This is a genomic window from Streptomyces zingiberis (genome assembly GCF_012034935.1).
GTDB classification, from domain to species: Bacteria; Actinomycetota; Actinomycetes; order Streptomycetales; family Streptomycetaceae; genus Streptomyces; species Streptomyces zingiberis.
Genome location: NZ_JAATEN010000006.1, coordinates 53,570 through 77,734 on the forward strand (window position 1 = coordinate 53,570; position 24,165 = coordinate 77,734).

General features: G+C 73.8%; 22 protein-coding genes. 5 read left to right on the forward strand and 17 right to left on the reverse strand.

Annotation, left to right across the window (positions count from 1 at the left end):
* Positions 1-185 precede the first annotated feature (185 nt).
* Positions 186-848, forward strand: a complete 663-nt coding sequence (gene nucS, locus HCK00_RS09660; protein WP_168101414.1) for an endonuclease NucS — start codon at positions 186-188, stop codon at positions 846-848.
* Positions 849-1,055: 207 nt separating this feature from the next.
* On the opposite strand, the gene HCK00_RS09665 is transcribed toward nucS, so the two are convergent.
* Together HCK00_RS09665 and HCK00_RS09670 are read right to left on the reverse strand one after the other, a co-directional pair.
* Positions 1,056-4,184, reverse strand: a complete 3,129-nt coding sequence (locus tag HCK00_RS09665) for an ATP-binding protein (protein WP_168101415.1) — start codon at positions 4,182-4,184, stop codon at positions 1,056-1,058.
* A 382-nt stretch (positions 4,185-4,566) separates the two neighbouring features.
* Entirely contained in the window at positions 4,567-4,890 is a 324-nt protein-coding gene (locus HCK00_RS09670; protein ID WP_168101416.1) for an STAS domain-containing protein, read from the reverse strand.
* 587 nt (positions 4,891-5,477) lie between these two features.
* On the opposite strand from HCK00_RS09670, the gene HCK00_RS09675 reads away from it, so the two are divergent.
* Positions 5,478-6,050, forward strand: coding sequence for a cob(I)yrinic acid a,c-diamide adenosyltransferase (locus tag HCK00_RS09675; protein ID WP_168101417.1), 573 nt, complete (start codon positions 5,478-5,480; stop codon positions 6,048-6,050).
* Positions 6,051-6,221: 171 nt separating this feature from the next.
* On the opposite strand, the gene HCK00_RS09680 is transcribed toward HCK00_RS09675, so the two are convergent.
* Positions 6,222-6,761 carry a hypothetical protein gene (locus HCK00_RS09680; RefSeq protein WP_168101612.1) on the reverse strand — a complete coding sequence of 180 codons (540 nt, stop codon included), beginning with the start codon at positions 6,759-6,761 and terminating at the stop codon, positions 6,222-6,224.
* Positions 6,762-7,007: 246 nt separating this feature from the next.
* Between HCK00_RS09680 and HCK00_RS09685 the strand changes: the two genes are divergently transcribed.
* The 3 genes from HCK00_RS09685 (at position 7,008) to HCK00_RS09695 (ending at position 10,447) form a co-directional block, all read left to right on the forward strand.
* Complete coding sequence (locus HCK00_RS09685) at positions 7,008-8,321, forward strand: sensor histidine kinase (RefSeq protein ID WP_168101613.1); 1,314 nt, start codon at positions 7,008-7,010, stop codon at positions 8,319-8,321.
* The gene (locus HCK00_RS09690) at positions 8,318-9,004 is read left to right on the forward strand and encodes a response regulator (protein WP_168101418.1); all 687 of its coding nucleotides are present in this window, start codon (positions 8,318-8,320) and stop codon (positions 9,002-9,004) included. The genes HCK00_RS09685 and HCK00_RS09690 overlap by 4 nt, the downstream gene beginning before the upstream one ends.
* Before the next feature lie 180 nt (positions 9,005-9,184).
* Positions 9,185-10,447: a glycoside hydrolase family 18 protein gene (locus tag HCK00_RS09695; RefSeq protein ID WP_375781941.1), complete on the forward strand. Its 1,263-nt coding sequence runs from the start codon at positions 9,185-9,187 to the stop codon at positions 10,445-10,447.
* Between the two features lie 294 nt (positions 10,448-10,741).
* Here the strand turns inward: HCK00_RS09695 and HCK00_RS09700 are convergent, their stop codons facing one another.
* The 14 genes from HCK00_RS09700 to prmC all read right to left on the reverse strand — a co-directional run bounded on the left by HCK00_RS09700 (position 10,742) and on the right by prmC (position 24,116).
* Positions 10,742-11,191, reverse strand: a complete 450-nt coding sequence (locus HCK00_RS09700; protein ID WP_168101420.1) for a DUF2550 domain-containing protein — start codon at positions 11,189-11,191, stop codon at positions 10,742-10,744.
* Between the two features lie 194 nt (positions 11,192-11,385).
* Positions 11,386-11,763: a F0F1 ATP synthase subunit epsilon gene (locus HCK00_RS09705; RefSeq protein ID WP_168101421.1), complete on the reverse strand. Its 378-nt coding sequence runs from the start codon at positions 11,761-11,763 to the stop codon at positions 11,386-11,388.
* A gap of 144 nt (positions 11,764-11,907) precedes the next feature.
* Positions 11,908-13,362 (reverse strand): F0F1 ATP synthase subunit beta, encoded by a 1,455-nt coding sequence (atpD, locus tag HCK00_RS09710; RefSeq protein ID WP_168101422.1) that lies wholly within the window; start codon positions 13,360-13,362, stop codon positions 11,908-11,910.
* Between the two features lie 5 nt (positions 13,363-13,367).
* A complete protein-coding gene (locus HCK00_RS09715) occupies positions 13,368-14,291 on the reverse strand; it encodes a F0F1 ATP synthase subunit gamma (RefSeq protein WP_168101423.1) in 924 nt (307 codons plus the stop codon).
* 2 nt (positions 14,292-14,293) lie between these two features.
* On the reverse strand, positions 14,294-15,865 hold the full coding sequence (atpA, locus tag HCK00_RS09720; protein WP_168101424.1) for a F0F1 ATP synthase subunit alpha: 1,572 nt from the start codon (positions 15,863-15,865) through the stop codon (positions 14,294-14,296).
* Positions 15,866-15,997: 132 nt separating this feature from the next.
* Positions 15,998-16,813: a F0F1 ATP synthase subunit delta gene (locus HCK00_RS09725; RefSeq protein WP_168101425.1), complete on the reverse strand. Its 816-nt coding sequence runs from the start codon at positions 16,811-16,813 to the stop codon at positions 15,998-16,000.
* A complete protein-coding gene (locus tag HCK00_RS09730; protein ID WP_168101426.1) occupies positions 16,810-17,367 on the reverse strand; it encodes a F0F1 ATP synthase subunit B in 558 nt (185 codons plus the stop codon). The genes HCK00_RS09725 and HCK00_RS09730 overlap by 4 nt, the downstream gene beginning before the upstream one ends.
* A gap of 41 nt (positions 17,368-17,408) precedes the next feature.
* Complete coding sequence (locus HCK00_RS09735; RefSeq protein WP_019710010.1) at positions 17,409-17,645, reverse strand: ATP synthase subunit C-like protein; 237 nt, start codon at positions 17,643-17,645, stop codon at positions 17,409-17,411.
* A gap of 74 nt (positions 17,646-17,719) precedes the next feature.
* The gene (gene atpB / locus HCK00_RS09740) at positions 17,720-18,541 is read right to left on the reverse strand and encodes a F0F1 ATP synthase subunit A (RefSeq protein ID WP_311765239.1); all 822 of its coding nucleotides are present in this window, start codon (positions 18,539-18,541) and stop codon (positions 17,720-17,722) included.
* Between the two features lie 261 nt (positions 18,542-18,802).
* Complete coding sequence (locus HCK00_RS09745) at positions 18,803-19,231, reverse strand: Cg1360 family ATP-synthase-associated protein (protein ID WP_168101427.1); 429 nt, start codon at positions 19,229-19,231, stop codon at positions 18,803-18,805.
* Between the two features lie 556 nt (positions 19,232-19,787).
* Positions 19,788-21,197, reverse strand: coding sequence for an MraY family glycosyltransferase (locus HCK00_RS09750; RefSeq protein ID WP_168101428.1), 1,410 nt, complete (start codon positions 21,195-21,197; stop codon positions 19,788-19,790).
* A 551-nt stretch (positions 21,198-21,748) separates the two neighbouring features.
* Complete coding sequence (locus tag HCK00_RS09755) at positions 21,749-22,339, reverse strand: arsenate reductase/protein-tyrosine-phosphatase family protein (protein WP_311765252.1); 591 nt, start codon at positions 22,337-22,339, stop codon at positions 21,749-21,751.
* A 131-nt stretch (positions 22,340-22,470) separates the two neighbouring features.
* Positions 22,471-23,118: an L-threonylcarbamoyladenylate synthase gene (locus HCK00_RS09760; protein WP_168101429.1), complete on the reverse strand. Its 648-nt coding sequence runs from the start codon at positions 23,116-23,118 to the stop codon at positions 22,471-22,473.
* 158 nt (positions 23,119-23,276) lie between these two features.
* Positions 23,277-24,116, reverse strand: a complete 840-nt coding sequence (gene prmC, locus HCK00_RS09765; RefSeq protein WP_168101616.1) for a peptide chain release factor N(5)-glutamine methyltransferase — start codon at positions 24,114-24,116, stop codon at positions 23,277-23,279.
* Positions 24,117-24,165 lie beyond the last annotated feature (49 nt).

The window sequence follows — 24,165 nt, forward strand, 5'->3', positions numbered from 1 at the left end:
GGAAGCGCCGCGACGGAGCGTGCCCGCGCGGCGACTTCGCGCGTCCACGGTAGGCCGCGCAACGGGTGCGCACCAGGAGAATGGCGACAACCGGCCAGTGGTCCCCCGTTCCGCCGCCGGAGACCGGCCAGGGCGGTCCGGGGCGAATCGCGCCGGCCCCGGGTGGTCGAGTAGCGTGACGCCCCATGCGTCTCGTCATCGCTCGCTGCTCCGTGGACTACGCGGGCCGCCTCACCGCCCACCTCCCCTCCGCGCCCCGGCTGATCCTCGTCAAGGCCGACGGCAGCGTCTCCGTCCACGCCGACGACCGTGCCTACAAGCCCCTCAACTGGATGTCTCCGCCGTGCACCCTCAAGGAGGGCGAGGACGGCGTGTGGACGGTGGTGAACAAGGCGGGCGAGAAGCTCGTCATCACCATGGAGGAAGTGCTGCACGACTCCTCGCACGAGCTGGGCGTCGACCCGGGCCTGATCAAGGATGGCGTGGAAGCGCACCTTCAGGAACTGCTCGCGGACCGGATCGAGACCCTCGGCGAGGGCTACGTCCTGATCCGGCGTGAATACCCCACGGCCATCGGCCCGGTGGACATCCTCTGCCGCGACGGCGACGGGGCCACCGTGGCCGTGGAGATCAAGCGGCGCGGCGAGCTGGACGGCGTCGAACAGCTCACCCGCTACCTCGAACTCCTCAACCGGGACCCGCATCTGGCGCCGGTGCGGGGCGTGTTCGCGGCCCAGGAGATCAAGCCCCAGGCCCGGGTGCTCGCCACCGACCGGGGCATCAGCTGCGCGGTGCTGGACTACGAGGCGCTGCGCGGCATCGAGGACGACAAGCTGCGGCTGTTCTGAACCGTGACCTGAGTCCGGCCTGCCCCTGACCTGCCCCTGACCTGCCCTGACCTGAGTACGGCCGGAATCCCGCCCTGAGGCCGGAGGGGGAACCGGTCCGTCGCCTGAAGGGGAAGCCGCTCCCCGGCCGGCGGCCGGAGCGGCCGGGCCCGGGCCGCCCGGATGACCGGGCGGCCTTCAGGTGGGACCGGACGGCCTCACGGGGCCTCAGATGACGGGGGTGCCCCCGCCCGCGCCGGGTGTGGCGCTCCCGCCGCTCGCGCCGCCGCCCGGGGCCGGACCGTCCGTGGTGACCCACGACGCCGGCCGCGAGGCCTGCCCCGACGGCCCCGTCGATCCCGTCGACCCGGACGGCGACCCCGCCGACGGAGCCGACGCGGTGCCGGTCACCGGGTCGGGCGCCGGGCCGCTCGCCGTGGTGGAGGTGTCCGCGCTGCTGGTGGGCTCGGGGGGATCGGTGTCGGAGGGCTCCTCGGACGGCTCCCCGCTGGGCTCCTGGGACGGCTCCGAGGTGGGCGTCCTGCTGGGCGGAGTGGCGGGACGGCTCGTGGAACTGCCCGAGCCCCCGGTGGAGCCGGAGGAACCGGAGGAGCTCCCGCCGCTCTTCGACGCGGACGGGTCCGTCCCACCGCTCTCCTCCGGGTCCTCCCCGGAGGCGCTGGGCGACGGCGAGTCGGTGGCCGTGCCCGGGGCGGCGGCGGAGCTCACGCCCGCGGCGGGGCCGCTGGTGGCTTCCCGGGCCGGGGCCTCGGCGGGGAGACCGCCGCCTCCGCCGTCCTCGGTGGCCGACTGCTCGGTGGTGACCCGTCCCGGTGGCTCCTCCTCCTCGCCGCCGGAGGTGGCGCCGAGGGTCACGACCGTGCCCAGCGCGACGGCGAGCAGCGTCCCCGCGCCGACGGCCGCGAGGTTGCGGCGGGCGCCGCCCAGCAGGGCGCGCGGGGAGCGGCCCCGGTGGGCTCCGCCCCGTCCCGCGCCGGGCGCCGTCACGGCGCCCGTCACCACGGTCTCGCCGGTTCCGGCCGTCCGCGCGGCCCCGGAGGCGGCGAGCACGCCGGTGACCCCGGCGGGCGGGGTGGCGGTGTCCTGGGCGGCCCCGTCCGGGGTCTCCCCCGCCGGACCGGCGGGGCCCCCGGCGCCGGGGTCGAAACCGTCCGTCCGGTCTTCGACCAGGGCGAGCGCCCGGCGGCCGGACAGCGCGCCACGGCGGTCCGCGAGGACGCCGCGCAGCGCGATGGACGCCTCCAGTTCGGCGCGCGCCCGGTCCAGCTTGCCGGAGCAGAGCGCGAGCACGCCCAGCTCATGGTGGAAGTAGGCCTCTTCGGCCACCTCGCCGGAGAGGCGCGCGGCCTCCTGGCCGTGGCGCAGCATCCGCTCCCAGGCGCTCCAGTCCAGCGCCGCGGCGAGGACGGGCGCGGTGGTGCGGGCCAGCAGCACGGCACCGGTGGCGTGGGCCGGCTCCTCCCCCGCGACCAGGGCGGCGGCCACGGCGAGGAGCGTCTCCGCCTCGGCGGCGGCCTGCTCGGGGGCGATCGAGGGGTGGCCGGCCCACCAGGTGTAGTGGCGGCCCGCGAGGTGGACGCGTTCCGCGGCGCCGTCCCCGTAGCCGGCCGCCTCCAGCTGCGCCGCCACGCCGGCCGCGAGCCGGTGGCGGCCCCCGGACCGGGAGACCAGGCCGCAGGCGAGCAGTTCGCCGAGCGCGCCGTCGGCGTGGCTGTCCTCGGTGAGCGCCGGCAGGTGGGAGTGGTGCGGGCAGACGCCGCCCAGGGCGAGGGCCAGCCGCAGCGTCTCGCGGGCGGACTCGCTCAGCCGGGAGGCGAGCAGCCCCGCGGGCGCGGCGGCCTCGGCGAGGGTCGGCAGGGCCGGGGAGGGGGCGCCGCCGGCCATGGCGCCGATGCCCTCCGGTCCGGCGCCGGGCTCGCCGGGGGTGAACAGCTCCACCGCCCCGTACGCCTCCGTACCTCCGTGCGCGTCCCCGGGGCGGGGGCCGTCGAAGGCGTGGGGGTCGGCGCGGAGGGCGTCCCGCTGCCGCAGCAGCGCGCCGGCCTGGACGAAGCGGAGCGGCAGCCCCTCCGACTCGAACCAGAGGTCACCGGTCCAGGCCGACTCGTCCTCCGTCAGGGGGCGTTCCACCACGTGCGTGAGGAGTTCGGTGCAGGCGCCACGGCTGAGGCCGGGCAGCTGGACCTCGGCGACCTGGGAGTCGGCGGACGGGGCGGGGGTGTCCGGGCCGGCCGCCATCAGGAAGGCGCACTCGGGGGTGGCGTCGAGGAGTTCGTCGAGCGCGGCGCCGCCGAACTCCAGGTCGTCCAGAACGACGACGGCCCCGATGGTGCGGACGAGGCCCAGCAGCTCCGCCGGGGCCCGGCGGTGGCTGCCCGTCGCGAAGACCACCGAGAAGAGATCGCGCACGAGGTCGGAGGCGGTGCGGTGCCGGCCGGAGAGCCGGACGACGCCGTCGGGGGCGAGGTCGGTGCACTCCTCGGCCACGGCCTCCAGCAGAGCGCTCCGCCCGGAGCCGCGGGCGCCGGTGACGCGGACGGAGCGCCCGCGGGCGAGCAGGCCCCGCAGCCGTATCCGCTCCTCGGCGCGCTCCAGCAGCGGCAGGGTGGAGACGACGGCGTAGCCGGAGGCCGCGGCGTGGGCCGCGCCGGAGGGCGCGGGCGGCGGCGCGGGGCGGTCGATACGGGCCCGCGCGGCGGCGCCGCGGCGGGCGGGCGGCCCACCGGGGCGCGCGCCGGGCGGCAGGGTCTCGACCTCGCTGCCGTCCAGCGGATTGATCGTCAGCAGATAGCCGCTCGCGTCGGTGGCGGCGCCGCTGGGGGCGGTGCCGGTGCCGGTGCCGGTACCAGTGCCGGTGTCGGTGCCGACGACCAGTTCGGTGGTGCGGACGGGCTCGGCGGCCGGCGAGCCGCCGGCGAGCTCGGAACGGCCCCGGGGCGGGGCGGGCAGCGCGGCGCCGCGGGGGCGGTGCACCAGGGCCGCCGACGGGGAGGGGGACGCGGGGGCACCCGGCTCGTCCGGGCCGCCGACCGGGGTGCCGGGGTACCAGGGGCCCCCGGCGCCGGCGTCGCCCCTCCCGCCGTCCGCAGCGTCCGCGCCGTGGCCGCTTCCGTATCCGGGGCCGGTGCCGGCGTCCCGCTCGCCGCGGTGACCCGCCTCGTCGCCGTGCTCGCCCTGCTCTCCGTAGTGGGCGGGGTCTCCGTAGTGGACGGGATCGCCGTGGTGGACGGGGTGGGCGTCCGTCTCGTCGTGGCCGTGGCGGTCCGGACCGCCGTGGTTCGGGTCCATGATGAAGCCCCCAGGTTGGTCGGTGCCGTTGCTCTGCCGGCCGGTCACTCCCCCGGCGGTTGGGGGGTGCCCCCAGCCGTCGCGTGGTCCGGGGGGCGTCGCGGGTACGGGGTGCCGCGCGCCCCGCACTTTAGACCGTCACGCGGGGTCCGGGAAACAGCGGCAGGGGGGCGGAACGGGGAACGTCACGCGTTTGTGAGGAAGCCCGCGGACGAACCGCCGGACGGCCCCGCGCACGCCCGGCGGAAACGGAGTGACGCTGGTCACGGCCCCCGCCGGGGTGCCGGGAGGACAGCGGGGACCGGCGGGGTGCCGGTGGCACCGGAGGCACCGGTGACCCAACCGCGCCCCGCGCGGGGAGGGCCGGGCCCGGCGGGGGCACGGAGAGCGGGCGGTCTCCCGCTCACGCGCCGGGCCGGGCCGGCCGCCGTCACATCCCGGGGCGGGCCCCGGCGTGCAGGCCGTCCTCGATGACGAGGACGCGGTGCAGCCGGGTGGCCACCAGCACCCGCTGGAGCTGCGGCGGGACGCGGCGGAGCACCAGCCGGCGCCCCGCGCGCCCGGCCCGCCGGTGGACCCCCATGATGACGCCGAGTCCGGTGGCGTCCCAGGAGTCGAGTTCGCCCAGGTCGAGCAGGAAGTCGCCGTACCCGGAGTCGAGCGCCGCGTGCAGGGCGGTGCGGGCGTCCGCCGCGGTGCGCACGTCCAGGCGGCCGCCGACGATCAGTTCGGCGTGATCGCCCCTGATGTGCATATGCGCTCCCGGAAGATGCTGCGGTGTTCCCGGCCGGTTCGTCCGGCCCGGGCCTTTCGTCCGGCTCAGGTCTACAGAAGTGACTGCCGCTCAGGCAGCTCCGTTGCCATCTGTGAGCGAACCGATACAGAATTCATCCCACCGGGTGGCCTGGAGTTGCGCCACCGCCGCGGGCGGTGCTAAGCGGCCTTTCGCCACCGGGGTCACCGGCGGCGGCGCCGCGGCGGGCCGGCGGGCATCCGCGGCGGCCCCGACGTCTGCGGCGGCCTCCGGCGGTCCCACGGTCTCCCGCGTCTCTCCTTCCGGACTGTAACGGCCGCCGGGGCCCGAACTGAAGGCGGAGAGACGAGCATCACGTCTCACATGACGGACATCACACCGCTGCGGACCGGGCCCGCGCACGGCGGTCGCCACGGCCGGGACGGCGTGGCGGAAAGCTCCCGATGTCCTTGCGGGCGGGGAGCCGGAGGTGCCCCGGGGCCGGGGCGCGACGGAGGCACGGGACCGCCCGCCGGAGTGCGGGAGCGCCGTGTGCCGGGCGTCACGAGCCGGTGAGCCTTCCGCGGCCCGGCACTAGGCTCGGCCCCATGGTCAACCTCACCCGTATCTACACCCGCACCGGCGACGACGGCACGACCGCGCTCGGCGACATGAGCCGGACCGCGAAGACCGACCTGCGGATCGCGGCCTACGCCGACACGAACGAGGCCAACGCCGTGATCGGGACGGCGGTCGCGCTGGGCTCCCTGCCGGAGGAGGTCACGGCGGTCCTCGTCCGGGTCCAGAACGACCTCTTCGACGTGGGCGCGGACCTCGCCACCCCGGTGGTGCCCGAGCCCAAGTACCCGCCGCTGCGGGTGGAGCAGACCTACGTCGACACGCTGGAGGCCGACTGCGACCGCTTCCTGGCGGACCTGGAGAAGCTGCGCAGCTTCATCCTCCCCGGCGGCACCCCCGGTGCCGCGCTGCTCCACCAGGCGACCACGGTGGTGCGCCGGGCCGAACGCTCGACGTGGGCGGCGCTGGAGGTCCACGGCGACACCATGAACCCGCTGACCGCGACCTATCTGAACCGCCTCTCGGACCTGCTGTTCATCCTGGCGAGGACGGCCAACAAGGAGGTCGGCGACGTGCTGTGGGTGCCCGGCGAGAACCGCTGAGCACCGCGCTCCGCGACGGCCGGTGCGGCCCGGCGGCCTGGAGTGCCCCGGCCGCCGGGCGGCGTACCGGGGCTGCAAGGCATACCGGGGCCGCTCGGCAGGCCGGGCCGCTCGGCCCGGCGGGCCCTCGTCCCAGCGGGTTCTCCCCACGGGAGATTCTCCCGCCACGGCTCAGCGGGTGGCCGGCTCCTTCTTCGGCCGGAGCGTGTAGCTGAGCGCGATCAACGTGTGGACGCCCGCGGCCACGGCCATGCGCCCCTGCCACTGCGCCAGGGTGGAGGTGTCCCCCTCGCCCACGTAGACGATCGCCGCCTGGAGCAGCCCGGCGGCGACGGCCGCGGCCACCAGCGTCCTGACGCACAGCCGCCACTCGTGCGCCGCCCGCGCGGCCCCGTACTTCGGCGGGCCCGCGGGCTTGGCGCCACCGGCGAACCGGTGGGCGAAGTGCCGGTCCGCCCAGGTGATCATGGAGTGGCCGTAGGCGACGGTGAAGCCGATGTAGACGGCCGCCAGGCCGTGCGCCCAGCCGGGCTCCGCCCCGCGGCGCAGCTCCACGGCGGTGGCGGCCAGCAGAACGACCTCCAGCAGCGGCTCGCAGAGCAGCACCGCGACGCCGGCCCGCGGCCGCCGCGCCAGGTAACGCAGGCTCAGGCCGGCCGCCAGCAGCACCCAGAACGCGACCTCGCAGGCGATGATCAAGGTGACGACCACGAGAACCCCCTCTCTCGCGGTGGCCACCGATCCCGGCACCGCGCCCGGCACCGCCCCGGTGCGGGAGCGGCCCGTCCAGCCTCGTGCGCGCACCCCGTCTCCCACATCGTCGCCGGTGGTGAGAGAGGACTGCATCGTTCGGCGGAGGCAGGGCGGGCGGATCCGGGCCCCAGGGCCGAGCCGCCGCCCGCCGCCACCGTGTTGGATGGCGGGGTGACCACGGAACTCGCCACTTCCCGGACCTCCGTGCCCGCCGCGGCCGGGACGGACCCGGTCCGCCGCCCTCTCCCCCGGCCCCACCGGGACGACGTCCTGCTCGCCGCCGGGGGACTCGCCGGCGGACTCGTCCTGTGGTCCCTGGGGATCCCCACGGGCATCCGGTCCGGCCACGACCCGAGCGCCTGGGCGCTGCTGCCGCTGGCCGTCATGGCCGGGTGCGAACTGTTCCGGCGCATCGCCCAGCCGTGGACCCTGCTGGTCGCCTGTGGAGCGCTGGCCGCCGACATCGCGGCCGGCTCCCTCCTGGCGACCGTGCTGATGTTCACCGACGTCATCTACGCGGCGGTGCTCTACGGCCCGGAACGGCGGTACCAGCGGGTCATCCCGGCCTCGGTGATCTGTACGGCCGTCGCCACCGTGACGGCGCTGGCCCTCCACCCCCGCCCCGAGTCCCTGCTCGTCGGTGTCGTGGGGGCGCTCATCTCCGTCGTGCCCGCCTGGACGGGGCTGGCCATCCGCCGCCACCAGGAGGCCGCGCGGGTGGAACGGCTGCGCGCCGAGCAGACCGCGCTCCTCGCCGAGCTGGACCGGCGGAGCGCCGTCACCGCCGAACGGGCCCGGATGGCACGGGAGTTGCACGACGTGGTGGCCAATCACCTCTCGGCCGTCGCGATCCACTCCACCGCCGCGCTCTCCAGGGACGACCCCGCGGCCACCCGGGAGGCGCTCCGCGTCATCCGGGAGAACAGCGTGCAGGGCCTGGCGGAGATGCGCGGCCTCATCACGGTCCTCCGCGCCGGCGAGGACCGGACGGGGCGCGGAACGGGGCCCGGCGGGGGTGCCGGAGGCGGCCACGGGACGGCCGGCACCACCGTCGCGCCCCGTCTCGACGGGCTGGAGGCCCTGGTGGAGCAGGCCCGCACCGGCGCCGCCGGGAGCGGCCTGGCGCTCGTCCTGGACGACTCCCGGCCCCCGGGTACGCGCCTGCCGGCGCCGGTGGAGCTGGCGGCCTACCGGATCGTGCAGGAGTCGCTGACCAACGTCCTGAAACACGCGTCACCGGGGACCGCGACCGTGACGCTGAGGTGTGCCGCCGGCGCACTCGTCATCGAGGTGCGCAGTCCCTACGCGGCGCCGCGCCGGCCCCGGGCGCCCGGCTCGGGCGCCGGCCTCGTCGGCATGGAGGAGCGGGCGGCCCTGCTGGGCGGAGTCTTCACGGCCGGCCCCGCGCCCGGGGGCCCGGAGTTCCCCGCGGGGGAGGGCGGCGGAGAGGACGGCCGGGAAGACGGGCCGGTCTGGCGGGTGCGGGCGGAACTGCCCGCGGGAGGGGAGAAGCGATGAGGGAGCCGGTCGGAGTGACGGCCCCGGTGCGGGTCCTGGTGGCGGAGGATCAGGCCGCGGTGCGCAGCGGGCTGGTGCTGATCCTGGGCTCGGCCCCCGGGATCGAGGTGGCCGGCGAGGCGGCGGACGGGGAGGAGGCGGTGCGGCTCACCCGCGAGCTCCGCCCCGACGTGGTGCTGATGGACGTGCAGATGCCCCGGCTCGACGGGGTCTCCGCGACCCGCGAGATCACCACCGGGAAACTGGCCGATGTCCTGGTCCTCACCACCTTCGACCTGGACGAGTACGTGTTCGGCGCGCTGCGCGCCGGCGCGGCGGGCTTCCTGCTCAAGGACAGCGAGGCGGGCGACCTGGTCGAGGCGGTGCGGACCGTGGCGCGCGGTGACGGGATCGTCGCCCCGGCGGTGACGCGGCGGCTGATCGCCGAGTTCGCCTCCGCCTCCGGGCCGGCCCCCGGTCCCGGCACGCCCCACCCGGCCGCGCTGGAGACGCTCACCCGCCGGGAGCTGGAGGTGCTGGGCTGTCTGGGCGAAGGGCTGTCCAACGCCGGCATCGCGCGGCGGCTGTCCATGGCGGAGGCCACCGTGAAGACGCATGTGAGCCGGCTGCTGGGCAAGCTGGAGCTCCGCAACCGGGTCCAAGCCGCCGTGCTGGCTCGGGAGTTGGATGTGCGGGGCCCGTGACCGGCGGCTCCGCCTCCCGGCCCAGGTGAACTGGTCCAGACCTATTGACCAGAGGTCTGGACCTCCTTAACCTCCTCAGCAATGCGACGGACGTGCCCGTTCCGCCGCCGCACGCGGTGGCCCGGGGCGCCCCGGGCGGCCGCAGGTTCCACCCCCTACGGATCGACTGAGGAGCCCCCCGTGCGATCAGGAACCTCCCCCCGCGTCCCCCGCGGCCCGCGCCCGGTGCGCCGGGCCGCCGCGGTCCTCACCGCCCTGCTGCTCGCCCTCACCGCGCTCACCGCCACCGCCCAGGCCGCCCCGGCCGGAAAAGCGGCGGCCACCAGAGCCGCCGGGCCCGTGAAACTCGGGTACTTCACCAACTGGGCCGGCTACGACCGGAACCACCACGTCAAGAACCTGGAGACCTCGGGCACCGCCGCCAAGCTCACCCACATCAACTACGCCTTCGGCAACGTCACTTCAGGCCGCTGCACCCTCGGCGACGCCTACGCCGACCACGACCGGGCCTACACCGCCGAGCAGAGCGTCGACGGCGTGGCCGACACCTGGGACCAGCCACTGCGCGGCAACTTCAACCAGCTCCGCAAGCTCAAGGAGCGCCACCCCGACCTCAAGGTGCTCTGGTCCTTCGGCGGCTGGACCTGGTCGGGCGGGTTCGCCGACGCCCTGAAGGACCCCGCCGCCTTCGCCCGCTCCTGCCGCGACCTGGTCGAGGACCCGCGCTGGGCCGATGTCTTCGACGGCATCGACCTCGACTGGGAGTACCCCAACGCCTGCGGCCTCAGCTGTGACACCAGCGGCCCCAAGGCGTTCGAGACCATGATGCGCGCGATGCGCGCCGAGTTCGGGAACGACCTGGTCACCGCGGCCATCACCGCCGACGCCACCGACGGCGGCAAGATCGACGCCACCGACTACGCGGGCGCCGCGCAGTACGCCGACTGGTACAACGTCATGACCTACGACTTCTTCGGCGCCTGGGCCGGCACCGGGCCCACCGCCCCGCACTCCCCGCTCACCTCGTACGACGGCATCCCCCAGCAGGGCTTCCACAGCGACGCCGCCGTCGCGAAGCTGACCGCGCAGGGAGTCCCCGCGGCGAAGCTCCTGCTCGGCATCGGCTTCTACGGCCGCGGCTGGACGGGCGTCAGCCAGGACGCCCCGGGCGGCTCCGCCTCGGGCGCCGCGCCCGGCCGGTACGAGGCCGGCATCGAGGACTACAAGGTGCTGAAGACCTCCTGCCCCGCCACCGGGACCGTCGCCGGGACCGCCTACGCCCGCTGCGGCAACCAGTGGTGGAGCTACGACACCCCCGCGACGATCGAGGGGAAGATGGGCTACGCCAAGCAGCAGGGCCTCGGCGGCGCCTTCTTCTGGGAGACGAGCGGGGACACCGCGGACGGCGAACTGATCGCCGCCATCGACCGCGGGCTGAGCTGACCCGGCCCGCCCCGGACGGCCGGGGAGACGGTGCCGCCCGCCGTCTCCCCGGTCTTGTTTGTATCTCCGCTTCTCCCGCTTCTCCCGCTTCCCCCGCTTCTCCACCTCCGGCGGGAGGGGCGCTTCCGCACCTCCAGGCTCCGTTTGGGGGAGAGCACCCCTACTCAGGCAACATTGACCCTCCCCCAGGCTCCGCCCGGGGGCACCCCCAACCAACGAGCGCCCCTACTCAAGCCACATTGACTCTCCCCCAGACTTCGTCCGGGGGCACCCCCAACCAACGAGACGCCCTACTCAGGCAACATTGACTCGTTGGCCCGGTGGGGCTGCTTCGAGCCAGGCGAGGAAGCCGGTCAGGGCGTCCTCGCTCATGGCGAGTTCCAGGCGGATGCCGGCGTGGGCGCAGCCCAGGACGACCGCGTCGGAGAGCAGGGCCAGTTCCTCCTCGCCGCGCGGAGTGCGGCGGTCCAGGACCTCGATGGCGGAACGCTCCAGCATCCGGCGCGGCCGGGGCGCGTAGGAGAAGACCCGGAACCACTCGACCCGGTCGCCGTTGTAGCGGGCGACGCCGTAGGTCCAGCCCTTGCCGCCCGGGTCGGGCTCGGCAGCCGGAACGTCCCAGCGCAGGCTGCAGTCGAAGGTGCCCCCGGAGCGCTGGATCAGCCTGCGCCGCAGACCGAACACGAAGAGCCCCAGCAGCACCAGCGCGACGACCGCGCCACACAGCACAAGAGCGAGGACCATCTTCACCGACCTCCTCGCTTCACGTACCCGACCAGCCCGACCAGTATGACGCCCTGCGCGGCCGCGCACGGCCGGGGGTCGCCGGTCACGGCCCCGCCCCCCGGTACCACGACGGCCGCGGACCGCTCCGGGGTCTCCCGGAGCGGTCCGCGGCTGCGCTCATGTGGTGATGCGTGATGTCGCGTGGCGTGCGCTCAGTGCTTGCCCGCGGCCGCGACGAGGCGGACCTCCGCCCGGCGCTCCGCGGAGGCGTCCGTCTCCGACTTGGCGCGCTCCAGGGCCCGCTCGGCGCGGGCGACGTCGATCTCCTCGGCCAGCTCCGCGATCTCCGCCAGCAGGGAGAGCTTGTCGTCGGCGAAGGAGATGAATCCGCCGTGCACCGCGGCGAGGACCGTGCCCCCGTCGGTGGTGCGGATGGTGACCGGGCCCGACTCCAGCACACCGAGCAGCGGCTGGTGGCCGGGCATGACGCCGATGTCACCCGATGTGGTGCGTGCGACGACCAGGGTGGCCTCGCCGGACCAGACGCTGCGGTCCGCGGCGACCAGCTCGACGTGCAGCTCAGCAGCCAACGTGGCTCCTCGGGTCTTCCACCTGCCGTGGCAGGTGTCCAGAGAACTCTGGGGGTGGGAATTCCGGTTTCACTGGGTGGCCGCCGCTGGCGCGGCGGCGGTCCGGGGGCGGGGCCTCTCCCGCCCCCGGACACCGGGCCGGGGTCAGGAGACGCCCAGCTCCTTGGCCTTGGCCTTCAGGTCGTCCAGGCCACCGCACATGAAGAACGCCTGCTCGGGGAAGTGGTCGTACTCGCCGTCGGCGATCGCGTTGAACGCGGCGATCGACTCGTCCAGCGGCACGTCCGATCCGTCGAGACCGGTGAACTGCTTCGCCGCGTGGGTGTTCTGCGACAGGAAGCGCTCGATCCGGCGGGCCCGGCTGACGACCAGCTTGTCCTCCTCGCCGAGCTCGTCGATACCGAGAATGGCGATGATGTCCTGGAGGTCCTTGTACTTCTGGAGGATCCCCTTGACGCGGGAGGCGCACTCGTAGTGGTCCTGCGAGATGTAGCGCGGGTCCAGGATGCGGGACGTCGAGTCCAGCGGGTCCACCGCCGGGTAGATGCCCTTCTCCGAGATCGGCCGGGAGAGCACCGTCGTCGCGTCGAGGTGCGCGAAGGTGGTCGCCGGGGCCGGGTCGGTCAGGTCGTCCGCGGGGACGTAGATCGCCTGCATCGAGGTGATCGAGTGACCGCGGGTCGAGGTGATGCGCTCCTGGAGGAGGCCCATCTCGTCCGCCAGGTTCGGCTGGTAACCCACCGCGGAGGGCATCCGGCCGAGCAGCGTGGAGACCTCGGAGCCGGCCTGGGTGAAGCGGAAGATGTTGTCGATGAAGAACAGCACGTCCTGCTTCTGCACATCGCGGAAGTACTCCGCCATGGTCAGACCGGCCAGCGCGACCCGGAGACGGGTGCCCGGGGGCTCGTCCATCTGGCCGAAGACGAGGGCGGTCTGCGGGAGCACGCCGGACTCGGCCATCTCCTCGATCAGGTCGTTGCCCTCACGGGTGCGCTCACCCACACCGGCGAACACGGAAACGCCCTCGTGCAGCTTCGCCACACGCATGATCATTTCCTGGATGAGCACGGTCTTGCCGACGCCGGCGCCGCCGAACAGACCGATCTTGCCGCCCTTGACGTACGGGGTCAGCAGGTCGACGACCTTCAGGCCGGTCTCGAACATCTCGGTCTTGGACTCGAGCTGGTCGAAGTCGGGAGCCTTGCGGTGGATCGGCCACCGCTCGGTGACCTCGGCCTCGGCCGACGGGTCGTTCAGGATCTCGCCGAGGGTGTTGAACACCCGGCCCTTGGTGACGTCGCCGACGGGCACGGTGATGCCCTTGCCGGTGTCCGTCACCGGGGCCCGGCGGACCAGGCCGTCGGTGGGCTGCATGGAGATGGCGCGGATCAGGCCCTCGCCCAGGTGCTGCGCGACCTCCAGCGTCAGCGTCTTGGTGGCGCCTTCCGCGGAGGGGTCGGCGACCTCGACGGTGAGGGCGTTGTAGATCTCCGGCATCGCGTCGACGGGGAACTCCACGTCGACGACCGGGCCGATGACCCGTGCGACGCGGCCGGCGGCCACGCCGACCGGGGCGGTCGGCTCAACAGTGGTGGTCATAGTTGTCAGTCACTCCCCGCGTTCGCGTCGGCCAGGGCGCCAGCGCCACCGACGATCTCGCTGATTTCCTGGGTGATGTCGGCCTGGCGGGCCGCGTTCGCAAGCCGCGTCAGCGACTTGATGAGTTCCTCGGCGTTGTCGGTGGCCGACTTCATCGCGCGGCGGCGGGCGGCGTGCTCGGAGGCGGCCGACTGCAGCAGCGCGTTGAAGACCCGGCTCTCGACGTACCGGGGCAGCAGGGCGTCGAGGACGTCCTCGGCGGACGGCTCGAAGTCGTACAGCGGGAGGATCTCCGCCTTCGCCCCCTGCTCCCGGGGCTCGCCGGCCTTCTCGTCGAGGCTGAGCGGCAGCAGCCGCCGGTCCACCGGCGTCTGCGTCATCATCGACACGAACTCGGTGAAGACGATGTGCAGCTCGTCGGCCCCGCCCTCGGCGGTGTCCCGGAGCACGGCGTCGATCACCGGGCCGGCGACGGCCTTGGCGTCCGCGTAGGTCGGGCTGTCGCTGAAGCCCGTCCACGTATCCGCGAGCTTGCGCTCCCGGAAGGTGTAGTACGCGACGCCCTTGCGGCCGACGACGTACTGGACGACCTCCTTGCCCTCCGCGGTGAGCCGCTCACGCAGCGCCTCCGCGGTCTTGATGGCGTTGGAGGAGTAGCCGCCGGCCAGTCCGCGGTCGCTCGTGACGAGCAGGATCGCGGCGCGGACCGGGGACTCCGCCTCGGTGGTCAGCGGGTGCCTGGTGTTCGAGCCGGTGGCCACCGCCGTGACCGCGCGGGTCAGCTCCGACGCGTACGGCGTCGACGCCTCCACCTGGCGCTGGGCCTTGATGATGCGCGAGGCCGCGATCATCTCCATCGCCTTGGTGATCTTCTTGGTGGCGGTGACCGACTTGATACGGCGCTTGTAGACCCGGATCTGGGCGCCCATGGTCAGCCCTCACCCAGCAGCTTGCCGTCCGAGGTCTCGAACTGCCGCTTGAAGGAGGCGATGGCGTCGGCCAGCGCCTGAAGGGTGTCGTCCGACATCTTGCCGCCCTCGCGGATCGACGTCAGCAGGCCCTTGTGGTCACGGTGGAGGTAGTCCAGCAGCTCCGTCTCGAAGCGCCGGATGTCCTCGACGGGCACGTCGTCCATCTTGCCGGTGGTGCCGGCCCAGATGGAGACGACCTGGTTCTCCGTGGAGAACGGCGCGTACTGGCCCTGCTTCAGCAGCTCGACCATGCGGCGGCCGCGCTCCAGGGAGGCCTTGGAGGCCGCGTCCAGGTCGGAACCGAAGGCGGCGAACGCCTCCAGCTCGCGGAACTGGGCGAGGTCCACGCGGAGCCGGCCGGAGACCTGCCGCATGGCCTTGTGCTGGGCCGAGCCACCCACCCGGGAGACCGAGATACCGACGTTCAGCGCCGGCCGCTGGCCCGCGTTGAACAGGTCCGACTCCAGGAAGCACTGGCCGTCGGTGATGGAGATGACGTTGGTCGGGATGAACGCCGAGACGTCGTTGGCCTTGGTCTCGACGATCGGCAGACCGGTCATCGAACCCGCGCCCATCTCGTCGGAGAGCTTGGCGCAGCGCTCCAGGAGCCGGGAGTGCAGGTAGAAGACGTCACCCGGGTAGGCCTCACGCCCCGGCGGGCGGCGCAGCAGCAGGGAGACCGCGCGGTAGGCGTCGGCCTGCTTGGACAGGTCGTCGAAGACGATCAGGACGTGCTTGCCCTGGTACATCCAGTGCTGGCCGATGGCCGAGCCGGTGTACGGGGCGAGGTACTTGAAGCCGGCCGGGTCGGACGCCGGGGCCGCCACGATCGTGGTGTACTCCAGCGCGCCGGACTCCTCCAGGGCCGCGCGCACCGACGCGATGGTGGAGCCCTTCTGGCCGACGGCGACGTAGATGCAGCGGACCTGCTTCGACGGGTCGCCGGAGCGCCAGTTGTCCCGCTGGTTGATGATCGTGTCGACGGCCAGCGCGGTCTTGCCGGTCTGACGGTCACCGATGATCAGCTGGCGCTGGCCGCGGCCGACCGGGGTCATGGCGTCGACGGCCTTGAGGCCGGTCTCCATCGGCTCGTGCACCGACTTACGCAGCATGACGCCGGGAGCCTGGAGCTCCAGGGCGCGGCGGCCCTCGGTCTCGATCTCGCCCAGGCCGTCGATCGGGTTGCCCAGCGGGTCGACCACGCGGCCGAGGTAGCCCTCGCCCACCGCGACGGAGAGCACCTCACCGGTGCGCTGCACCGGCTGGCCCTCCTCGATGCCGCTGAACTCACCGAGAACGATCGCGCCGATCTCGCGCTCCTCCAGGTTCAGGGCGAGACCGAGGGTCCCGTCCTCGAACTTGAGCAGCTCGTTCGCCATGGCCGAGGGCAGCCCCTCGACCTTCGCGATGCCGTCGCCGGCAACGCTTACCGTACCGACCTCCTCGCGCGAGGCCGCGTCCGGCTTGTACGCCTGGACAAAGTTCTCCAGCGCGTCCCGGATCTCCTCCGGCCGGATCGTGAGCTCCGCCATCTGGGTTCCCTGCTCTCCTTGTTGGGCCCGAAGTCTTTGGGGGTCTGGGGTTGGCCCCCAGAGGACTCTGCACGGCCCAACCCGGGCCGCTGCCATGCTTGTTGAGTTGGTGGCTGGTGACGGGTGACCGTCTCAGCCGGCCATCCGGCGGGACACCTCGTCGAGGCGGTCCGCGACGGTGCCGTCGATGACCTCGTCACCGATCCGCACCCGGATCCCGCCGAGGACCTCGGGGTCCACGTCGAGGTTGAGGTGCATCCGCCGCCCGTACACCCGCGCCAGCCCGTCGCCGAGCCGCTGCTTCTGCACGTCGCTGAGCGGCACCGCCGAGGTGACGACCGCGACCAGCCGGTCCCGGCGCGCCGCCGCCAGCTTGGAGAGGGCGTCGAGCCCGCCTTCCAGGCTACGTCCTCGCGGCTGGGTGACGAGCCGGACCACCAGGCGCTCGGTGACCGGGTTCACCCGGCCGCCCAGCAGCCGGCGCAGGAGCGCGGCCTTGGCGGCGGCCTCGCCGCCCCGCTCGGCGAGGGCGGCGCGCAGCTCGGACGAGGAGGAGACGATCCGGCCGAACCGGAACAGCTCGTCCTCGACGTCGTCCAGCGCGCCGGCCCGCTCGGCCGCGACGAGGTCGGCGGTGTCCGCCAGCTCCTCGATCGCGTCCACCAGGTCACGCGAGCGCGACCAGCGGGAGCGGACCATGCCGGAGACCAGGTCGGCGGCCTCGCCGCCGACCTGCCCGCCCAGCAGCCGGGCCGCCAGCCCGGCCTTGGCCTCGCCGTCCTGCGCCGGGTCGGTGAGGACCCGGCGCAGCGACACCTCGCGGTCGAGCAGGCCCGTGACGGCGGCCAGCTCCCCGGCGAGGGCCGCCGCGTCGACGGAGGTGCTGTCCGTCAGCGCGTCGAGACGCTCGCGTGCGGCAGCCAGTGCCTCGCGGCTCGCTCCGTTCATCGGCCGGCCTCGGCCTTCGTCGCCGCCTTGCTCTCCAGCTCGTCGAGGAAGCGGTCGATGACACGGCTCTGCCGGGCGTGGTCCTCCAGCGACTCGCCGACGAGCTTGCCGGCCAGGTCGGTGGCGAGCTTGCCCACGTCCTGGCGGAGCGCGGAGGCGGCCTGCTTGCGGTCGGCCTCGATCTGGGCGTGACCGGCGGCGACGATCTCCTCACGCTGCCGCTGGCCTTCCGCGCGCATCTCGGCGATGAGCGCGGCGCCCTGCTCCTGGGCCTCCTGGCGCAGGCGCGCGGCCTCGTGCCGGGCCTCGGCGAGCTGGGCCTTGTACTGCTCCAGCACGTCCTGGGCCTCGGTCTGAGCCGCTTCGGCCTTCTCGATGCCGCCCTCGATCGCCTCGCGGCGCTCCTCCAGAACCTTGTTGATGTTCGGGAGGAGCTTCTTGGCGAGGAAGCCGAAGACGATGGCGAACGCGATCAGGCCGATGACGAGCTCTGGGATCGGCGGGACCAGAGGGCTCTGAGGCTCCTCCGCCGCCAGGTGAACCAGAACGTTCACATCAGTGCCTTTCGTCGAAAAGTGGTGTCGGTCGAGTCAGATCACGTACCGAACACGAACGGCATGACGAGGCCGATGAGGGCCAGCGCCTCACAGAACGCGAAGCCGAGGATCTGGTTGGCGCGGATCAGGCCGGCCGCCTCGGGCTGGCGGGCGAGCGCCTGGGTGCCGTTACCGAAGATGATGCCGACGCCGACGCCGGGGCCGATGGCCGCGAGGCCGTAGCCGATGGAGCCGAGGGAGCCGGAGACAGCGGCGAGGTTCTCCACAGCGGACATGCTGTTTCTTCCTTCTCTTTCACAAGCCGGTGGGGGTTGGCCACCGGACACCTATGGGCGGAGGTCGGGGCAGCTCAGTGGTGCTCGGCGAGCGCGCCCTGGACGTAGGCACACGCCAGCAGGACGAAGACGTACGCCTGGACGGCCTGGATGAAGAGCTCGAAGACGGTCATCACGAGGACCATCACGAACGAGACGCCGGCGTAGGCGATGCCGATGCCGTTCAGCAGGTACCAGCTGGCGATGGTGAAGAGCACCAGCAGGGTGTGGCCCGCGAACATGTTGGCGAAGAGCCGGACGGCGTGGGTGAAGGGGCGGACCAGCAGGTTCGAGAAGAACTCGATGGTCATGGCCAGCGGCAGCACCGCGCCGAGCGACTTGTCGTAGCCGGTGACGTTCTTGAAGAAGCCGACGAAACCGTGCTTCTTGAAGGTCAGCGAGACCCAGAGGACATAGACGATCAGGGCGAGCGCGGCCGGGTAGGCGATGATCGACGTCACCGGGAACTGGGCCAGCGGCACGATCGACCACAGGTTCATGATCCAGATGAAGAAGAACAGCGAGACCATGAGCGGCACGTACTTCTCGCCGTCCCGCTTGCCGAGCGTCTGGTAGACGATGCCGTTACGGACGAAGTCGTAACCGGCCTCGGCGACCATCTGGAGCTTGCCGGGGACGACCTTCGGCCTGGCGAACGCCATCCAGAAGAAGCCGACGACGACGATCGTGCTGAGCAGCGCCAGCAGCATCGGCTTGTTGAAGTAGAAGCTGGAGTCCGCGTCGCCCGCGATCGGGTCGAAGATGAACGACCACAGGCTGGGGGCCGGGAAGCCGCACCCGGTGAAGATGTGGCAATCGGTCTCGAACGCGAGCACCGTTGTCGGGTCAGCACTCACCGCGAGCTCCTTCAGCGTGGCGCATGGGTACGGCAACCTCGTTGTGTCGGCGCGGCAGCGGGCCGCGGTTCGGCACGGGACAGTTACGGATCTGGGAGTGGCCGGCCGGCGTGGAGCCGGGTGGCCGGGAGGGCGCCGGCAGCGGGGTCCGCCTACCGCTTCCCGTGGGGTCCGGGGGCCCGGCCGGACGCGCCCGCCGACCCGCAGTTGGAACCGGACGATAGCAGGCCCGCTTACGCGTTCTTGACGCGCCCCCCGGCATCATGCGGAGGACCCGGGGGCACCGGATCCGCTGCGCTCGGGATCCACGTAGAGGATCTTCTCCTTCATGTGCGCGCGGGCCTGGGCGGCGACCCAGGCGAGGGTCACGGCGACCAGCGTGGCGGCGAACGCCCGGTGGTCGAAGAGTTCGGTGTCCTTGAAGGCCGCCACGAAGACGAAGAGCAGCAGGAGCTGCGTCGTGTAGAGCATCAGCCCCATGGCCTGGAACAGCTGCGGGTACTTGCGGCCGGTCTGCTGGAGCACGACGAGGCCGATACCCATGAAGAGGATGACCACCGCCGCGCCGACCACCGCGCCGAGGGCGCCCTGGCCGCCCACGAGCACCGCGGACACGACGGCGGCGAGCGCACCGGCCGCGGCGGCCGGTCCGGCCGTGCGGAGGAGCATGCGGACGTCGTTGGACTCCATGGGGGCGGCTCCGGGACGTGGTGGGACGTGACAAGGCAGGGACGTGCGCGGAGTGCCGCGACCTGGTGCGGCACGGCCGCGGGATCCGGCGCGCGAGGCGCCGTCACCGCGGTGGCCGGACGGCCGGACGTCGAGGACGGGCGCGGGCCCTGGAGGAGCCGCGCCTGGCGGCTGATGGGCCCTCACACCGTGGTCCCCGACCCTGACTCCGGGTACTCGTGAACGGTATCACAAACTATTTGATGAGGTCTTTACTCTCCAAGTGTGCGGACCATCACACGAACGAGCTAATGCCCTGGTCACGGGCGGGGTGCATGTGCCACCCGGGACAGGATAAAACCCACGGGCCGGCAAAACTTCGGCGGGGTCCCGGCTGGGCCGTCCGGCCGTTCCCCGAACGGCCGCTTCCGCCGGTCGCCCCGCCCCGTCCCCCGGCTCCGGCGACGCGTCACGGCCGCCACCCGGCGGGCCCGCCCCGGTCCGGGGGTCCCGCGCGCCGGTGGGCCCGCCGTCCGCGTTCCCGGTGCGTTCCCGGTGCCCTCGGGGCCGTCCCGCCTCAGCTCCGGGTGCCGGCCGTGCTGCGCTCCGGGCGGGGGTGGTCGCGGCGGGCGCCCATCGCCGTGGCCCCGTTGGCCCGGGCGACGGCGCGCGGGCGTTCCTCCCCCGGCGCCCCGGCGCCCTCGCCACCGCTGTCCTCGCCGCCGCTGCCCGGCGTCCCCGTGCTCCCGGCTTCCGCCGGTTCCGTGCCCGGGGCGGCTCCGCCGGCGGCCGGCGCACCGGCGGAGGCCGTCGCCCCGCCCCGCCGGTAACGCGGCGGCACCAGGGACTCCGCCCAGCGCGGCACCCGGGGCGTGAACCGCGGCAGCAGCAGGATGAACAGGCCGAGCGCGCTGAAGACGGCCAGCGCCAGCACGACCCACATGGACGCGGAGTTCACCGAGTAGGCGACGGCGGAGAAGCCGATCAGCGCCGACCAGAAGTACATGATCAGGACGGCCCGGCTGTGCGAGTGGCCGATCTCCAGCAGCCGGTGGTGGAGGTGGCCGCGGTCGGCCGCGAACGGCGACTGGCCCTTCCAGGTGCGGCGGACGACGGCCAGCACCAGGTCGGCGACGGGCACCGCGATGATGCTCAGCGGCAGCAGCACCACGGGGATGTAGACGGGCACCGTGGACTTCACGGCCTCCTTCTCCGAGCCGGTGGCCGCCTGGAGCAGGTCCGGGTCCACCTGCCCGGTGACGGAGATGGCCCCGGCCGCCAGCACCAGGCCGATGAGCATGGAGCCGGAGTCGCCCATGAAGATCCGGGCGGGGTGCATGTTGTGCGGCAGGAAGCCGAGCGCCATGCCCATGAGGACGACCGCGAAGAGCGTCGCGGGGGCCGCGGCCTCGACGCCGTAGCCGTACCACATGCGGTAGGCGTACATGAAGAACGCGGCGGCGGCGATGCAGACCATGCCGGAGGCCAGGCCGTCGAGGCCGTCGACGAAGTTCACCGCGTTGATGGTGATGACCACCAGGGCCACCGTGAGCAGCGTGCCCTGCACGGGGGACAGCGCCACCGAGCCCACGCCGGGCACCGGGATCCAGAGGATCGTCAGGCCCTGCCAGACCATCACGCCGGCGGCGATCATCTGACCGCCCAGCTTGATCAGGGCGTCCACGCCCCACTTGTCGTCGAGGACGCCGAGCAGCCAGATCAGCGCGGCGCCGGCCAGCAGCGCCCTCGGCTCGCTGGACAGCTCGAACATCTCACCGATGTTCGACATCTGCGAGGCGACCAGGAGGCCCGCGCAGAGCCCCGCGAACATCGCGATCCCGCCCAGCCGCGGCGTCGGCTCGCGGTGCACGTCCCGCTCGCGGATCTCCGGCATGGCGCCGGCCGCGATCGCGAACTTCCGCACCGGCCCCGTCAGCAGATAGGTGACCGCGGCGGTGACGCAGAGCGTCAGCAGGTATTCACGCACGAACAGCCCCAGGGGTCTCGCCGGCCTTCTCGGCCCCACAGCCTAGAGGGCCGCACACCGGTCCCGTGCACAAGGATCGCTCCCAACGCTCCGTACGCGCGTTCACGGCGGATTTCTCACCGCCTCTTCACACCGGCCCCGCCACCTGCGGCTCACCGCCGGCCGGCCCACCACGACGGGCCTGCCACGAGCGGCCTCGGCGGCCCGGCCGCAGTGCGGCACCGGTCTGCGAGGCCCACGGGGCCCACGAGGCCCACGGGGCGCACAGGGCACGCGGGGAGGAGGCGCCCGTCACCGGTGGTGACGCCCGCGCGGCTCCCGTGGTTCCGCGCCCGGCTCCCATGGTCGCACCTCCCGCCCGCTCCGCGCGGGCCCGCGCGCCCCGCCGGGCTCCGCCGGGCTCCGCAGGGAGCGTCTACGCGCGTCAGCGGACCGCCGGGCTCTCCCCTGCGGCCCGGGATCCGGGCGGGCGGAGCGGAAGGGGCGAGACGTGCGGGACGTGCGGGAGGAAGTGCCGTACGGGCGGCGCGGGGCGCGGGGCCGGGCGCGCGTCAGGGGCGCGGGGCGGGGATCCCGGTGAGGGCGGTCAGCACCGGGTCGAGGGCCTGCTGGATCTCCTCGCCGACGGAGCGGAAGAAGGTGATCGGCGCCCCGTACGGGTCGTGCACCTCGTCGGCCTCCACGCTGGGGGCCAGCAGCCAGCCGCGCAGCGCCGCCGCGGCCCGGACGAGGGCGCGGGCACGGTCGACGACGGCGCCCTCCGGCTCCGGGTCGGGCAGGGTCGCCGGGTCGATGGCCCGGACGAGCCGGGTGAACTCCTTGAGCGTGAAGGTGCGCAGCCCCGCGGAGTGGCCCATGGAGATCACCTGGGCGCGGTGGTCGCGGGTGGCGGTGAGCACGAGGTCGGCGCGGATGACGTGCTCGTCGAGGAGTTCCCGGCCGGTGAAGCCGGTGGGGTCCGCGCCGAGGTCCGTCAGCACGGTCGCCGCGTGCGCCTCCATGGGGGCACCCTCGTGCCCCCAGGTGCCGGCGCTCTCCACGAGGATGCCCCGGGTCCCGCCGAGCCGGTGGGTGAGGGCATGCCGGGTCAGCCGCTCGGTGATCGGCGAGCGGCAGACGTTGCCGGTGGAGACGTGGAGGATGCGGAAGACGCCGGGGTCCCCCGCCCCGTCCGGCGGGGACCAGGGCCCCGGCCGCGGCGCCGGGAGACCGGCCGGTCCGCCGGGGCGGCCGGTCTCCCGGTGAACCGCTATGCCACGCCCCTGGGGGGCGGTCAATTGGCCTCCTCGAGGTCGGGTACCACCTCACGGAGCTGCTCCGCGGAGATCGCCCCCGCGCGCAGCAGCACCGGCACCTTCCCCGTGACGTCCACGATGGAGGACGCCACGGCGGCCGGGGTGGGCCCGCCGTCGAGGTAGACCGAGACGGAGTCGCCGAGCATCTCCTCGGCCGCGTCGCAGCTCTGCGGCGAGGGGTGCCCGGTGAGGTTGGCGCTGGAGACGGCCATCGGGCCGACCTCGGTGAGCAGTTCGATGGCGACGGGGTGCAGCGGCATCCGGACGGCGACGGTGCCCCGGGTGTCCCCCAGGTTCCACTGGAGCGACGGCTGGTGGCGCGCGACGAGGGTCAGCGCACCGGGCCAGAAGGCGTCGACGAGTTCCCAGGCGAGCTCGGAGAAGTCGGTGACCAGGCCGTGCAGCGTGTTCGGGGAGCCGACCAGCACGGGCGAGGGCATGTTCCGGCCGCGCCCCTTGGCCTCCAGGAGGTCGCCGACGGCCTCGGAGCTGAAGGCGTCCGCGCCGATGCCGTAGACGGTGTCGGTGGGAAGGACGACCAGCTCACCGCGGCGGACGGCGGACGCGGCCTCGCGCAGTCCGGTCTTCCGGTCGGTCGCGTCGGTGCAGTCGTATCGCCGTGCCATGTAACGGGCCTCCCTCGGCCGGAATGGAGTCTGCGCCCTGGGGCGGTGGGTGCAAGTGTGCTGGGTGCGGCGCCCGGGGTGGGCGCGCGGCGTGCGCGGCGCGGCGCGCCGCCGCCGGCCGGCCGGTCCGCGCGGGCCGGGCGGCGTCACGGCGAGGCTCACGGCACGGCCCGGCGGGCCGTGGCGAACCGCGGGCGGTTGTTGAGGTCGGGGTGGTCGGCCGCGTCCGCCCAGCCCCGCTCCTCGGTGAAGATCCACGGCACCTGGCCGCCCTGGGTGTCCGCGTGCTCGACGACGACGACCCCGCCCGGGCGGAGCAGCCGGTGCGCGGTGCGCTCGATGCCGCGGATGGTGTCCAGGCCGTCCTCGCCGGAGAAGAGGGCCAGCTCCGGGTCGTGGTCGCGGGCCTCGGGGGCCACGTACTCCCACTCGGTGAGCGGGATGTACGGCGGGTTGGAGATCACCAGGTCGGCCTGGCCGTCGAACTCGGGGAGCGCGGCCAGGGCGTCGCCCTGGTGCAGGGTGACGCGGGAGCCCTCGACGTTGCGGCGGGCCCAGCGCAGCGCGCCCTCGTCCAGCTCCACGGCGTGCACGCGGGAGCGCGGCACCTCCTGGGCCAGGGCGAGCGCGATGGCGCCGGAGCCGGAGCACAGGTCCACGATCAGCGGTTCGGCGACGTCCATGGCGCGGACCGCGTCTATGGCCCAGCCCACCACCGACTCGGTCTCCGGGCGGGGGACGAAGACCCCGGGCCCGACCTGGAGCTCCAGGTAACGGAAGAAGGCGCGGCCGGTGATGTGCTGGAGCGGCTCGCGGGCCTCCCGGCGGGCGACGGCCTCCCAGTAGCGGGCGTCGAAGTCGGCGTCGGCGACGGTGTGCAGCTCGCTGCGCCGGACGTCGTGCACGAACGCGGCCAGTTCCTCGGCGTCGAAGCGCGGCGAGGGCACGCCCGCGTCGGCCAGCCGCTGGGTGGCCTGCGCCACCTCGGCGAGCAGCAGCGACCGGGACGACCGGGAACGCGAAGAGCGCCCGGCGGCGGGCGGGTGC

Coding starts and splice junctions, on each gene's coding strand:
- HCK00_RS09675 (WP_168101417.1), top strand. CDS start 5,478: ATGGTCAACCTCACCCGTATCTACACCCGCACCGGCGACGACGGCACG.
- HCK00_RS09760 (WP_168101429.1), bottom strand. CDS start 23,118: ATGGCACGGCGATACGACTGCACCGACGCGACCGACCGGAAGACCGGA.
- HCK00_RS09745 (WP_168101427.1), bottom strand. CDS start 19,231: ATGGAGTCCAACGACGTCCGCATGCTCCTCCGCACGGCCGGACCGGCC.
- atpA (WP_168101424.1), bottom strand. CDS start 15,865: ATGGCGGAGCTCACGATCCGGCCGGAGGAGATCCGGGACGCGCTGGAG.
- HCK00_RS09735 (WP_019710010.1), bottom strand. CDS start 17,645: ATGTCCGCTGTGGAGAACCTCGCCGCTGTCTCCGGCTCCCTCGGCTCC.
- HCK00_RS09670 (WP_168101416.1), bottom strand. CDS start 4,890: ATGCACATCAGGGGCGATCACGCCGAACTGATCGTCGGCGGCCGCCTG.
- HCK00_RS09690 (WP_168101418.1), top strand. CDS start 8,318: ATGAGGGAGCCGGTCGGAGTGACGGCCCCGGTGCGGGTCCTGGTGGCG.
- nucS (WP_168101414.1), top strand. CDS start 186: ATGCGTCTCGTCATCGCTCGCTGCTCCGTGGACTACGCGGGCCGCCTC.
- HCK00_RS09715 (WP_168101423.1), bottom strand. CDS start 14,291: ATGGGCGCCCAGATCCGGGTCTACAAGCGCCGTATCAAGTCGGTCACC.
- HCK00_RS09725 (WP_168101425.1), bottom strand. CDS start 16,813: ATGAACGGAGCGAGCCGCGAGGCACTGGCTGCCGCACGCGAGCGTCTC.
- atpD (WP_168101422.1), bottom strand. CDS start 13,362: ATGACCACCACTGTTGAGCCGACCGCCCCGGTCGGCGTGGCCGCCGGC.
- HCK00_RS09700 (WP_168101420.1), bottom strand. CDS start 11,191: ATGGTCCTCGCTCTTGTGCTGTGTGGCGCGGTCGTCGCGCTGGTGCTG.